General features: G+C 57.9%; 12 protein-coding genes. 4 read left to right on the top strand and 8 right to left on the bottom strand.

What is annotated here, in order from left to right:
* The 3 genes from Q7U71_06585 to pyrE form a co-directional block, all read left to right on the top strand.
* Window positions 1-286: septal ring lytic transglycosylase RlpA family protein (locus Q7U71_06585; GenBank protein MDO9391421.1), on the top strand; the 286-nt coding region annotated here is incomplete at its 5' end.
* A gap of 129 nt (window positions 287-415) precedes the next feature.
* Window positions 416-1,150, top strand: coding sequence for an orotidine-5'-phosphate decarboxylase (gene pyrF / locus Q7U71_06590; protein MDO9391422.1), 735 nt, complete (start codon window positions 416-418; stop codon window positions 1,148-1,150).
* Window positions 1,137-1,718 carry an orotate phosphoribosyltransferase gene (gene pyrE, locus Q7U71_06595; GenBank protein ID MDO9391423.1) on the top strand — a complete coding sequence of 194 codons (582 nt, stop codon included), beginning with the start codon at window positions 1,137-1,139 and terminating at the stop codon, window positions 1,716-1,718. Before pyrF ends, pyrE begins: the two co-directional genes overlap by 14 nt.
* Window positions 1,719-1,852: 134 nt before the next feature.
* Here the strand turns inward: pyrE and Q7U71_06600 are convergent, their stop codons facing one another.
* Entirely contained in the window at window positions 1,853-3,973 is a 2,121-nt protein-coding gene (locus tag Q7U71_06600) for a TonB family protein (protein ID MDO9391424.1), read from the bottom strand.
* Between the two features lie 320 nt (window positions 3,974-4,293).
* Here Q7U71_06600 and Q7U71_06605 point away from each other — a divergent pair, with 320 nt between their 5' ends.
* Window positions 4,294-5,259 carry a dipeptidase gene (locus Q7U71_06605; protein ID MDO9391425.1) on the top strand — a complete coding sequence of 322 codons (966 nt, stop codon included), beginning with the start codon at window positions 4,294-4,296 and terminating at the stop codon, window positions 5,257-5,259.
* Window positions 5,260-5,344: 85 nt separating this feature from the next.
* Here the strand turns inward: Q7U71_06605 and Q7U71_06610 are convergent, their stop codons facing one another.
* From Q7U71_06610 to aspS, 7 genes are all read right to left on the bottom strand, one after another.
* Entirely contained in the window at window positions 5,345-5,668 is a 324-nt protein-coding gene (locus tag Q7U71_06610; protein MDO9391426.1) for a hypothetical protein, read from the bottom strand.
* 233 nt (window positions 5,669-5,901) lie between these two features.
* Window positions 5,902-8,751: a pyruvate, phosphate dikinase gene (ppdK, locus tag Q7U71_06615; protein ID MDO9391427.1), complete on the bottom strand. Its 2,850-nt coding sequence runs from the start codon at window positions 8,749-8,751 to the stop codon at window positions 5,902-5,904.
* 224 nt (window positions 8,752-8,975) lie between these two features.
* Complete coding sequence (locus Q7U71_06620) at window positions 8,976-9,257, bottom strand: type II toxin-antitoxin system RelE/ParE family toxin (GenBank protein MDO9391428.1); 282 nt, start codon at window positions 9,255-9,257, stop codon at window positions 8,976-8,978.
* Window positions 9,250-9,489: a DUF6290 family protein gene (locus tag Q7U71_06625; GenBank protein ID MDO9391429.1), complete on the bottom strand. Its 240-nt coding sequence runs from the start codon at window positions 9,487-9,489 to the stop codon at window positions 9,250-9,252. Before Q7U71_06625 ends, Q7U71_06620 begins: the two co-directional genes overlap by 8 nt.
* A gap of 128 nt (window positions 9,490-9,617) precedes the next feature.
* Entirely contained in the window at window positions 9,618-10,331 is a 714-nt protein-coding gene (locus tag Q7U71_06630) for a hypothetical protein (protein ID MDO9391430.1), read from the bottom strand.
* Between the two features lie 40 nt (window positions 10,332-10,371).
* Window positions 10,372-11,565 carry a tetratricopeptide repeat protein gene (locus Q7U71_06635; protein ID MDO9391431.1) on the bottom strand — a complete coding sequence of 398 codons (1,194 nt, stop codon included), beginning with the start codon at window positions 11,563-11,565 and terminating at the stop codon, window positions 10,372-10,374.
* A gap of 8 nt (window positions 11,566-11,573) precedes the next feature.
* On the bottom strand, window positions 11,574-13,379 hold the full coding sequence (gene aspS / locus Q7U71_06640) for an aspartate--tRNA ligase (protein MDO9391432.1): 1,806 nt from the start codon (window positions 13,377-13,379) through the stop codon (window positions 11,574-11,576).
* Between the last annotated feature and the right edge of the window lie 75 nt (window positions 13,380-13,454).

The raw sequence follows: 13,454 nt of genomic DNA on the forward strand, positions 1-13,454 counted from the left end.
GGGCCTGGCCAGCTACTATGGCCGGGAATTCCACGGACGCAAGACCGCCAACGGCGAGACCTTTGACATGGAGGCCATGACCGCCGCCCACCGCACCCTTCCCTTCGGCACCATGGTCCGGGTCACCAATCTCAGGACTGGCCAGAGCGTGACCGTCAAGATCAACGACCGCGGCCCGTTCGTGGAAGGCCGGATGATAGACCTGTCCCAGGGCGCGGCCAGAAAGATCGGGATCGACGGGGTGGAACCGGTCCGGCTGGAGATCATCCAGCAGCCAGACAATTGATCCGACTACGCTGCTTCATATCCAACAAAGCTTCGTCGGACAGGCAAAGAACATCAAACAATTATCAGCCCCGGTTCCCAGTTTACAATTTACGATTAACTAATTTCCATCATAGAACCAAGGAGCGCGATGCAGATACCAGCCAACGAACGACTGATAGTGGCCCTGGACGTACCATCCTACGCCGAAGCCGAGAAGCTGATCAAGGACATCTCCGGCCCTGTAAAATACTTCAAGGTCGGCAGCCAGCTGTTCACCGCCTGCGGGCCAAAAATAGTGGAGCTGATAAAAGCCCAGGGCGGAAAAGTATTTCTGGACCTGAAGTTCCACGACATCCCCACCACCGTGGGCAAGGCCGCCGTATCGGCGGTGGAACTGGGGGTGGACATGTTCAACCTTCATTCCATGGGCGGATTTCAGATGATGGAAGAAGCGGCCAACGCGGCCATCGAGGCCTGCTCCCTTTATAAAAAACCCAAGCCGGTGATCCTGGGAGTGACCGTGCTGACCAGCTTTGACGAAGCCACCTTCAGCGATGTGCTGGGGGCTCCCGGCCGGGGCATCCCGGAGCAGGTGCTGCACCTGGCCCGGCTGACCAAGAGCGCCGGACTGGACGGAGTGGTGGCCTCGCCCCAGGAGATCGAACTGCTGAGGAAGAACATGGAAAATGATTTTGTGATCCTGACCCCCGGTATCAGGCCGATGGACGCCGAGGCCGGTGACCAGAAGAGGATCCTGACGCCCGGACAGGCCATCGCCCTGGGAGCCGATTACCTGGTGGTGGGCCGGCCCATCACCGGAGCCAAGGACAGGAACGCCGCCGCCAACAACATCCAAAAGGAGATCCAAGATGCCCTTAAATAAGCAGGAGATCAAAGACGTTCTGGTCAACCGGCAGGTGCTGCTGGACGGCCACTTTTTACTGACCTCGGGAAAGCACAGCCAGTATTATTTCGAGAAATTCCGGATCCTGCAGTACCCCCAGGACAGCCAAGCCTTTTGCGGAATGATCGCCGAACATTTCAAGGATGCCGGAATTCAGACCGTAGTCGGACCAACCACCGGCGGCATCATCATCGCCTCCGAAGTGGCCCGGCAGATGGACAAAAAGGCCATCTACGCCGAACGGACCCCGGAAGGCCGGGGTTTCTTACGGGGAATGTCCCTGGCCCAAGGCGAAAAGGTTTTGGTGGTGGACGATGTGATGACCACCGGCGGCTCGGTGGTCGAGACCATCGAGGCGGTGAAGCGGGCCGGAGCGGAATTGATGGGCGTGGCGGTGTTCATAGACCGCAGTTCCAAGGCCCCGGATTTCGGGGTTCCCTTCCTGGGGATCTACGGGGAAAAGGTGGAGACCTTTGAACCGGACAATTGCCCCCTGTGCAAAAAGGGGATTCCACTGGCCAAGCACGGCAGCAACCCCAATAAATGATCTGGGAACAGAAAAAAGACGCCATCATTTCTGATGGCGTCTTTTTTTGACTCAACTTGTAAGGGCAATTCACGCGTCCGACGAAGCCGCTAATGGCATAGTCGGATGAATTACCCCTATGATAATATGTAATATTACCGGAACGAATACGGTATGGTAAAAGGCCGATCGGCCGGCTGGCCGTTGACCGTGCCTGGCTTGAAGTTGGATTTCTTGGAGGCTTCCAAAGCCGCCTCGTCGCAGCCGCCGCCGATGCCCCTCAGCACTTCGGCGCTCTTGACCTTGCCGTCCGCTCCCACCAGCACCTTAACAAAAACCCTGCCGGTGATGCCGGCTTTCCTGGCCAGGTCGGGATACTCGGCCTTGCCGATATTGGTTGGTTCGGGGTCGGTGGGCGGGATCTCGGCCACCGGCTCGGGAGCCGCTACGGCCGGGGTTGGGGTGGGCGCCGGAGTGGGCGTTTCGGCTACCAGGATGTCCTGCGGGTTGACCGCCTTGGGGGCCGGGGCCGGCTTGACCGCTGCGGGCTTGGGCGCGGCCGGAACAGGCTTGTTGTTGACCGGAGCCGGTGTCTGGGCTTCAGGCTCGGGAGCAGCCACGGGGGCGGGAGTTTCCGGGGCCGCCGGAGTAACGGCCGCCACCTGGGTGCCGCGCCGTTCGGCCGAAGGTATCCACCATTCGTCCAAAGAAGCCAGGGGGCCGCGGGCGTCACTTTCGGCCCCCTTCACCCCCTTGTAGACCATGGCCACCGCGTTCGGTACGAACAGATAGGTGGTGGGCTGTTCCTGGAAGACCACCTGCTGGAACTTGACCCAGATATCCTTGGCCTTGCGCCGGCTTAAAGTGCCAAGTCCCTGGTCTATCAGGCTGTCCACCTGGGGATTGGAATAATCAAGCAGGTTGAACTTGCCCTTGTTTTCTATCTTGGTATGCCAGACCGCGGTGGGGTCCACCTTCTGGTCGTTCTTCCAGGAGAACATCATCACGTCGTAGGCCCCGGTGCGGATCTTCTGGATGAAGGTCCTGGCATCGGCCACCTGGACATTGACCTTGACGCCCACCGTCTTCAGCTGTTTCTGGATGATGGCGGCCGAGGCTTCCAGCACCGGCTGGCCCTGGGCTAAAAGCAGGTTTATCTGCAGCACCTGGCGGGGATTCTTGGCCAGGAAACCATCCTTGTTCATGGTCTTCCAGCCCAGATCCGAAAGGGCGGTCTTGACCATCTCCGGATCGTAGGGCATCGGTTTCAGATTTTCGTCATAAGCCCAGGAGCTGGGCAGGATTGGTCCCGAAGCTGACTGCCCCTTGCCCAGCAACACATCCCTGATCATTTCCGAGGGATCGATGGCCATGGCAAAGGCCTTGCGCATTTCGGCCGAGGCAAACATCGGACTCTTCAGGTTCCAGCCCAAATATGTATAGGACCTTCCGGGATAGTCGATGGTGACCAGGTTGGGATCTCCCTGCAGTTTCAGGATGGTTTGGGGAGACAGGTCTTCTGTCATGTCCACCTCGCCGTTCTGCAGGGCGGCGGCCAGGGCGGCCTCGTCGCCGAAGAACCGGATCACGATCTGCTCCAGGGCCGGCTTGCCCTTGTAAAAGCCGGGGTTGGCGGCCAGCACCAGGCGGTCGCCCCGGATCCACTGTTCCACCTTGTAAGGCCCGTCGGTGACCGGGTTGGCGTCGAACTCGCCGGAGGACAGGCTGGCCTGGGTTTCCAGGGAATGCTTGGGAAGCACGATGATCCCGGTGTCGAACAGTTCATCGGAATAAAGCCGGTTGAATTTGAAGCGCACGGTATAGGTGCTGATCACCTCCACCTTCTCCACGAACTGCAGGTAACCGGCCCGGGAATAGTTGACCTTGGCGTCGGTCATCAGGTCAAAGGTGTATTTGACATCCTCGGCCGTCACCGGCTGCCCGTCGCTCCACTTGACGTCCTGGCGCAGGTGGTAGGTGACCTCCTTGAAATCCTCGGAGAACTTCCAGCTCTCGGCCAGCTCGGGCACTATGTTCATCGATTTGTCAAAGCGGTGCAGGCTCAGGAAAAGCTTTTCCTGGATGTCGCTGGGCGCGGTGAACGACAGCAGCAGAGGGTTCAGCGACGCCGGCTCGTTGAGCGAACCGATGGTCAGCGTTCCCCCGGCCTCGCCCAAGGGGTATTTTTCCCGTTTGGCGCAGCCTGCCATCACGATCATCAGGAATGCCGCCATTACCAGAAAGTACCTGGCACCGATTTGGGAAAACCGTTTCATGTTAGTGCTCCTTTAGTTTTAAAGGATATTAGAAAATTAAGAAATATCCCGACCGGTCTCGGACGACAATGGAACCGATATCTTTTATAAGGAAGCCAGGAAAACAGGAACATTAACCATACTGGTTAAGCCATTTCTCCGCTTCAGCATTTGGTTCCGCAAAGTCTGCTAATATATAACATTATAACAAGTTAAGCTTTTTGTCAAGTAAAATTTACTTGCGAAGCCCCTGATTTTTGTAGTATAGTTATGCCATGACGTTTTCCGCCATCATATGCTCATTTCTGGTCATTCTTAACACCACTGCAAAGGCTGATACCATGCCTAAAACAGACGCCTCCTGCCTGGCCGCCGACCTCCACTGCGACGCACCCATGAAGATCGTCATGGGGAAAACACTGACAGACAGAACCAGCCATGTGACGATAAAAAGATTACAACAAGGCCGGGTCGGCCTTCAGGTCTTCGCCTGCTGGGTGCCTCCCTCCTATCGCCGCCAGAAGGCCATAGACTACACCCTGGACATGATCGTCAGAACAAAAAAGGAGATCTCCAAACACCCGAATGATCTGATGATCGTGACCGACAAGGCTTCCTGGAAGAAATGCCTGAAGGAGAAGAAGACCGGGATCATTCTGGGCATCGAAGGCGGACACGCCTTGGGCGAGGAAGCCGGGAACCTGAAAATGTTTCACGCCCTGGGCGTCAGAATACTGACCCTGACCTGGAACAATTCCAACAAGTTCGCCGTCTCGGGGATGAGCGCCGGCAAGACCAAGAAAGACCCGGGGCTGACAGCTGAAGGCTTAAAGCTGGTAAAATTAGCCGACTCGCTGGGGGTGATGCTGGACCTCTCCCATTCTTCCGAAAAGACCTTTTGGGATGTGCTGAAAGTTGCCAAGAAACCGCCTTTTGCCTCCCATTCCTGCGCCCGGGCTTTAAACAAGAAGTTTCAGTTCCGGAACCTTAGCGATGAACAGATAAAGGCCCTGGCCCGGGCCGGGGGATTGATCGGAGTCAATTTTTATCCCGGCTTCCTGGGGGAAAAGCGAAAACCGGCCGACATCAATTCCGTGGCGGACCAGTTTGACCATATGAAGAAGCTGGCCGGGGTTGAGTGCCTGGCCCTGGGCTCTGATTTTGACGGGATCAACGAGGTGCCAAAGGGTTTGGAGGGTCCGGACAAGATCCCTGATCTGCTGAAGGTGTTTGAGAAACGGGGTTTCAGTAATGAAGAGATACGCAAGATAGCGCTGGATAACTTTATAAGATATATGGGTTGGTGATCTACGGGCTTTTTTACAGCCAAAAGCCCCGAAGCATTATGCTTCGGGGCTTGATCATTTGATAAAGGGACCAATAAAAGTGCCGTCACATTTCCATGATGGGTTCCAGATTTTTGTTCAGCACTAGTTCTATCCTGTCCAGCAAAGATGGCGGAGCCGATATCCAAGTCACAAAAGGCCCTTTCTCGCGGTGCTTGGACATAGCCGGATCCTTCCGCAATTGCAGGAGCTTGGTCTTAACATGGCCCTGTCCCAGACTCAGCACCGAATACCCGTGGTTCTCCGGGGATAAATCATTCTTCTTGTAAAAAACCAAATAAACCCCGGTCAGATCCTTTAAGCATCTTTCGCAAAGTTCCAGTTCAAATAATTTGTGCCACTGGCCGTCGCTCTTTTTTGCCCACTTCATTTTTTAGATGTTATATATTATTAAAATATTTAATGACTGAAGTGATCTTTATGTCGGAACTGGATTATTGTATTATGTATTGAAACGCTTGGCCTGGCTGGTTTTGATGCAGGTTGGAGCATATCAGGAATTAGAGAACAAAAGGATGTGAGCGGTTCCCGGAAATGCTTAATTATTTTTTGAAAAACAAAAAGCCCCTCCATTTCTGAAGGGGCTTTTGATATGGTTCCGGTTTACTTCTTGCCTTTTTTCTTGGCAGCTTTACCCGCCGAAGCCTTGGCGTAGGCGGGCTTCTTCACTGCTTTTTTTACAATCTTTTTCGCTGTATGCTTTACGCTTTTCGCTTTAACATTCGGCTTAGAGCTATTGGCTTTCAGCTCTTTGATGGCCGCCTGGGCCAGCGCCAGCCTGGCTATGGGCACCCTAAACGGCGAGCAGGAAACGTAGTTCATTCCGGCCCGGTGGCAGAACTCCACCGAGGACGGCTCCCCGCCGTGCTCCCCGCAGATGCCGACCTTCAGGTGCGGCCGGGTGGTCCGGCCCCGCTTGATGCCCATCTCGATCAGCTCGCCCACGCCCTCCTGGTCCAGCAACTGGAAGGGGTCGGCCGGCAGGATCTTCTTGTCCACATAGTCCGGCACAAAGCCTCCGATGTCGTCGCGGGAGAAGCCGAAGGTCATCTGGGTCAGGTCGTTGGTGCCGAAGGAAAAGAACTCGGCGGTCTCGGCTATCTTTCCGGCGGTCAGCGCAGCCCTCGGGATCTCGATCATGGTGCCGTACATGTAGTCTATCTTCTTGACGCCCTGCTGGGCGCAGACCTCGGCGTAGATCCGGTCCACTATGGCCTTCTGATCGGCCAGCTCGTTCTTCATCCCCACCACCGGAACCATGATCTCCGGCATGATCTTCTTGCCGGCCTTCACCAGTTCCGCGGTTGATTCAAAGATGGCCTTCACCTGCATCTCGGTGATCTCGGGGAAGGTCACGCCCAGGCGAACCCCGCGGTGGCCCATCATGGGGTTGGATTCGTGCAGGCCGTCGGCCCGCTTGTTAAGTTCATCGGGGGTTATGCCCAAAGACTGGGCCAGCTTGTTGCGCTCGTCCTGGCGGGTGGGTACGAACTCGTGCAGCGGCGGATCCAGCAATCTGATGGTCACCGGCAGTCCGTCCATCACCTCCAAAGTGGCTTTGATGTCCTTCTTGACGAAGGGATACAGTTCGTTGAGGGCCGCCCGGCGCTCGGCCTGGTCCTTGGAGACGATCATCTTGCGCAGGCGGAACAGCGGCTCCTCGGAGTTCTTGCCGTAGAACATGTGCTCGGTCCGGAACAGCCCGATGCCCTCGGCCCCAAAACCCCTGGCCTTGGCGGCGTCCTCCGGGGTGTCGGCATTGGTGCGGACCTTGAGCCGGCGGAAGGAGTCGGCGTATTTCATGAAGGTCACAAAGCGGGGGTTCTCGGTGGCGTCCATCATGGCCAGCTGGCCGGCGTAGATGTAGCCCCGGGTGCCGTTGAGGGTGATGAAGTCGCCTTCCCGGAAGATCTTGTCCCCGGCCTTCATGGTCTTGGTGTGGACATCGATATGGAGGCTGCCGGCGCCAACGATGCAGCACTTGCCCCAGCCCCGGGCCACCAAAGCCGCGTGGCTGGTCATGCCGCCCCGGGCGGTCAGGATACCGGCCGCGGCCCGCATCCCTTCCACGTCCTCGGGGTTGGTCTCCTCGCGGACCAGGATCACCTTCTTGCCCTGCTTCAGCCACTCCACCGCGTCATTGGCGGTGAACACGATCTGCCCAAAGGCTCCGCCCGGTCCGGCCGGCAGGCCCTTGGCCAGCACCGCAGACTTGCCCTCGGCCGCCGGATCCACAATGGGGTGCAGCAGCTCGTCCAGCTGGGCCGGTGAGACCCGCATCACCGCGTCCGATTTGGCGATCAGCTTCTCCTCCACCATGTCCATGGCCATGTTCAGGGCGGCGGTCCCGGTGCGCTTGCCCACCCGGCACTGCAGCATCCACAGCCGTCCGTCCTGGATGGTGAATTCTATGTCCTGCATGTCGCGGTAATGCTTTTCCAGCCGGCTGCGGTAGCCGTCCAGTTCCTTATACAGGACCGGCATGGCGGTCTCCAGCGACGGCAGGGACTTGTTCTGTTCGTTCTTGGTTGACTCGTTCAGCGGGCTGGGTGTCCGGATCCCGGCCACCACGTCCTCGCCCTGGGCGTTGACCAGCCACTCCCCGTAGAAATGGTTGTCGCCGTTGGCCGGGTTGCGGGAGAAGGCCACTCCGGTGGCCGAACTGTCTCCCATGTTGCCGAAGACCATGGCCTGGACGTTGACCGCGGTTCCCCACTCGTCGGGAATGCCCTCGATCCGGCGGTAGGAGATGGCCCGGCGGCCGTTCCAGGAGGAGAACACCGCGCCGACCCCGCCCCACAGCTGATCGGCGGCGTTATCGGGAAAATCCCGGCCTATCACCTCTTTGACCTTGGCCTTGAACCGGTCGCACAGGTCTTTCAGGTCGGCCTCGGAGATGTCGGCGTCCGTCTTGTAGCCCTTCTGCTTCTTGACCGCTCCCAGCATGTCGTCCAGCTGCTTGCGGATGCCCTTGCCCTCCTCGGGCTCGATCCCGGCGGCCTTCTCCATCACCACGTCGGAGTACATCATGATCAGCCGGCGGTAGGCGTCGTAGACGAAGCGGGGGTTTTGGGTCTTCTTGATCATCCCGGGGATGGTCTTGGAGCATAGTCCCACGTTGAGCACGGTCTCCATCATCCCGGGCATGGAGCTGCGGGCCCCGGAACGGACCGACAGCAGCAGGGGATCGTTGGCGTCGCCGAACTTCATGCCCATCACCTTTTCCACCCTGGCCAGGGCGTCGTTGACCTGTTTGTTGAGCTCGGCGGGATATTTCTTGTTGTTCTTATAGAAGACGGTGCACAATTCAGTGGTGATGGTGAAACCGGCCGGCACCGGGATGCCCAGATGGCACATCTCGGCCAGGTTGGCGCCCTTGCCGCCTAAAAGATTTTTGTCCTTGGCTCCGCCTTCGGCGGCCTTGCCCCCGAAGAAATACACGAACTTAGGCATGGTATCTTTCTCCTTTGGATATATATGAAGATTTTAGTGATCTCAAGCAGATGGATGTCCGGAAAAACGACAAACCGTGATTGTAGCACAGATGGAACTGATTTTCAAGATAAGAGTTGTCGGGAAACCATAGAAATCAAAAGGCAAAATAGGAATAATCCCGTAGTTTCCTGTCATAAAAGACAATGGAAAAACCTCCGGGAAACCGGAGGTTTTAGGGTTCTTCAGCGATACGCGTCCTTCCGGTCGTCAATGGTCAGCAGATAAACTATCTTTTCCTTTTGATCTATGGCATAAAACAGCCGGTGGTCTCCGATCCGGTACCGCCAGGTGTCCGGCGAATAACCCCGCAATTTCCGGATCTGGAGGCCAAAGCAGGGTTCCTGCCTTAACCGGGGATAGACGTACGCTTTGATCTTCCGCTCCAGAAATTCCCTCCTGACCGGCTCGATCCGCTTCAGGCGGGACAGGAACTCGGCGGTTTCAAAGATACGGAACTCAGGCAAAGCGGCCCTTCTGGGCCTTGGCATCGCTCCGGCCGCGCTTGAGGCTGGCTTCCAGAGGTTTGTCCGCCCGGATCGCTGCCATCTCGGCCTCATCAATCAGACTTGAGTCCTCAATGTAGCGCAGGGCAGCAGTTTCTATGAAATTGGACAGCGTCCGGTTGTCGCGCTGGGACAGGGTGCGGAAAATATTATAGGTCTTGTCGTCCAGCCGCAGGGTAATGGTGGTAGACATGGCGCTTCTCCATAAATATGAATACAATAGAGCATTATTGAATATAATGTATTCTACCACTTTAGAACGTAAAAGTCAACCCCGCCGGTTATTTGACCATGTCTCAGGCCAGTCAGATCTTTGGGGCACTACCCCCGTTTGGCCTGTCTGGGGCCCTGGGCGCTTCTGGGGGCCTCCGCCTTGGGGCTGCGGTCCAACAGTCCCATCTTGTCCAGAAGATCCTTTTTGTTCTGCAAAGCCACCCTGGCTTTTTTTATGAACCTGTCCATCCAGTCATTCAGCGTTTTCAATGCCAGTTGCTGCTCCTGATCGGCGGACCGTATCTCTTTTTCAGATGTCTCCCCATCCCGGATCATTTTCCCCAGGTCGTCTATCTTGGCCCGCTCCGTGGCCAAAAGCAGTTTGGGGTATCCCAGGCCGGCCAGGATATCCATGAATTCAGGGTCTTTTTGCGGGGCCTGGAACAGGATATCGGCCGCTTTCAGGAACAGGGCCGGCTCTCCGGGCATTTGGACAGTGGTCCCCAGCGCCTGCATCTGTTCCCGGTCATCGGGCCAGATCTTCCTGACCACATCGGCCAAAGACTGGTAGGCTTCCCGGGCGTTCCTGGTGGTCTTGCCCGATGCGGCCTCACGGTCCCGCCTGGCCTCGATCAGCGCGGTATGGGCCTGGACCGCCAGCCGGGCCGCCTGGTAAAGCCTCTGCCCCTCGTTGATCCTGGCCTCGGTATAGCCGGCCTCGGTCAGCCTCTTCAGGATGTCGGGGCTGGCCAGCGCATTGGTGATGGCCGTATCGGCCGCTTCCAGTTGCACGGGGATAGGTATGGTTGGTTTGGCTAGCACTGGCGATCCTTAAAATTACAGGGTATTGAAACAGTTTTCTCTAACTGCTCTTTTCCAGGGATTTTTTCAGGAACAGCTCTCCCTCGGCCCCCCGCTCCTGGGCAAAGCATATCCGGGAAAGTTTCTTGTAAATGTCGCGGACCCAGGGGTGGTGGCCGCCCACCGTTTGCAGGAATATCTTGACGGCCGAATGGTAGGCTTCCTCGGCCTGCGGCAGCCGGTTCTCGCCGAGCTGCAGGTCGCCGTATTTGTAGAAGGCGGTCCCAACGTCCGGGTGCCATTCTCCCCAAGCCTCTCTTAATATCTTCAAGGCCAGCTCCAGTTCCCGTGCGGCCTTCGCGGCCTCCCCCTGCTGGGTGAACAGGACCCCCAGCCCCAGATGACTGATCCCGGCAAAGGGGTGGCTGGCCCCCAGCCGCCGTTCTCCGATGGCCAGTGAACGCTGGAAGGTGCTTTCGGCCTGGCTGTACATATGCTGGGCCGCATAGGCGTCCGCCAGGTTGTTGAGGTAGATGATCAGGTCCGGGTGCTCCGGTCCGTGATGCTTTTGTTTCAGTTCTATCCCTTTTAACAGCAGTTCCACCGCCCGGGGGGCTTTCTGGTTAATCGAATAGACCGCCGCCAGGTTGTTGAGCATGATGGAATAAACCGGATGATCCTCATTGAACAGCTTTTGGGACAGGGCCAAAGCCCGCTCGGCGGTCTGCTCGGACAGTTCCAGCCGGCCGGTCTCCTTGTAAACCCCCATCAGGTTGCCCAGGCACTTGGCGGCCGAGGCGCTTTCCCCCAGCCCCTGCTTCCGGTAGATCTCCAGGGCCCGGTCCAGATATCCCTCGGCCTCGGCATATTCCCCGGTCCTGGTCATCAGCCCGCCCAGGTTGTTCAGCAGTTTGGCCACCTCGGGATGATCGTGTCCCAGTTTAAGCCGCCTGATCTCCAGTGCCCTCTGGTACAGCGGGGCCGCCTCCCGGTACCGGTGCTGGATGCTGAGATTGATGGCCAAAGCATTCACCGCCCCGGCCGTCTCGATGCTCTCCGGCCCGTGGGCTGCGGTCACAAGTTCCAGATGCCTTTGGTAATAAGGCTCGGCCTGGTCCAGCCGGCCGTTCTTTTGCAGACACTCGGCCAGCTTCAGCAGCAACGGGGCCAGCGCCGGATCGCCGGGGCCGCTCCCGGCCTCGGCCTCCTGCAGGGCCTGTCTGGCTTTGATTATCTCGTCTTCGGAACAGTTCATGTTCAGGCTCAATCCGTCAGTTTTATCTTCAGCTCTTTCAACTGCTTCTCGTCCACTTCCGAGGGGCTGCCCTCCATCAGACCGCTGCCCGAGGTGGTCTTGGGGAAGGCGATCACGTCGCGGATGTTGTCGGTGCCGCAAAGCAGCATGATCCAGCGGTCCAGGCCCGGGGCCACCCCGCCGTGGGGCGGCGCCCCGTAATCGAACGATTCCAGCAGAAAGCCGAACCGCTTCATGGCTTCTTCATTGGAGATCCCTATCACCTTCATCACCCGCTCCTGGATGTCGCGGCGGTGGATGCGGATGGAGCCGGACGCCATCTCGTAGCCGTTGGCCACCAGGTCGTACAGCTGGCCCAGCACCCGGCCCGGATCCGATTCCAGGTATTGCAGGTGTTCTTCCTTGGGCATGGTGAATATGTGGTGTTCCGGTTCCCAGCCCTTGGTTTCCGGGTTGTAATGGAACATCGGGAAATCATTGACCCAGGCGAAGGCAAATTTGTTTTTGGGGATCATGTCCATCCGCTTGGCGCACTCGACCCTCAGCGCCCCCAGGGCGGCCGCGACCACGGACGGCTTGTCGGCCACAAACAGCATGATGTCCCCTTCCTTGGCGGACAGGGTCTGAATCAGCTCTTTGCCCAGGTCCCCGGCGAAAAATTTTGCGATCGAGCCTTCCAGGCTTGCCCCGAGCCCTGTCGAGGGGGACTCCCCGGAGACTTTTGCCCAGGCCAGACCCTTGGCGCCGTATATCTTCACAAATTCGGTCAGGCCGTCGATGTCCTTGCGGGACCACTTGCCCCCGCCCGGCACGCAAATGCCCTTCACCTGGCCATTGTTCTCGATGGCCTGCTTGAATACCGAGAAATCCGACTTCAAGGCAACCGGGGCGGCATCGCACAGCTCCATGCCGAAGCGCATGTCGGGTTTGTCGGATCCGAAGCGCCGCATGGACTCGGCATAGGCCAGCCTGGGAAACGGGGTGACAATTTCAACCCCGGCCGCTTGGCTGAAGGTCTCTTTGATCATGCCTTCGATCAGGGCGTATATCCCTTCCTCGGTGGCGCAGGCCATCTCTATGTCTATCTGGGAGAACTCCGGCTGGCGGTCGGCCCGCAGGTCCTCGTCGCGCAAGCATCGGGCGATCTGGAAATATTTGTCAAAGCCCGACACCATCAGGATCTGCTTGTAGAGCTGGGGCGACTGGGGCAGGGCGTAGAATTTTCCGGGATGCACCCGGCAGGGAACCAAATAATCCCGGGCTCCTTCGGGCGTGCTGCGGGTCAAAAGCGGTGTTTCGATCTCTAAAAATCCCTGTTGTGAAAGGTAGTTCCTGACCGCCAGCACGAATTTGTGCCGCAGGATGATGTTTTTGGCCAGGGCCGGGCGCCGCAGGTCCAGGTAGCGGTGCTTCAGCCGCAGTTCCTCGGAGGCGGTAGTGTTGTCCTCTATCACGAACGGCGGCACGGCGGAAGAGTTGAGCAGTTTGACCTCCGCCGCCAGCACCTCGACCTCCCCGGTGGGCATCTCTGAATTGGCCTGACCCTGGGGCCGGGCCCGCACCGTGCCCCGGACCGCGACCACGTATTCGGATTTCAGTTCACTGGCCGACGCTGTCAGTTCTGCGTTCTGGGCCGGATCGAAGACTATTTGGGTGATGCCGTAGCGGTCCCGCAGGTTGATGAATATCAGCCCGCCGTGGTTGCGGCTGCGGTGCACCCATCCGCAGAGAGTGACCTCTTGGTTATTATTGGAGGAACGCAGTTCCCCGCAGGTGTGGCTGCGCTGCCAGGCGCCTAAGGTTTCAAGTTTCATGATGCTTGTTATGTTTAATGTTGAATTATTATTTTCTTCCATAGCCCAGGCCTTAAGGCCTGGGCTATGGATCAG

The organism is bacterium (assembly GCA_030655055.1).
Lineage (GTDB): Bacteria > Edwardsbacteria > AC1 > AC1 > EtOH8 > UBA5202.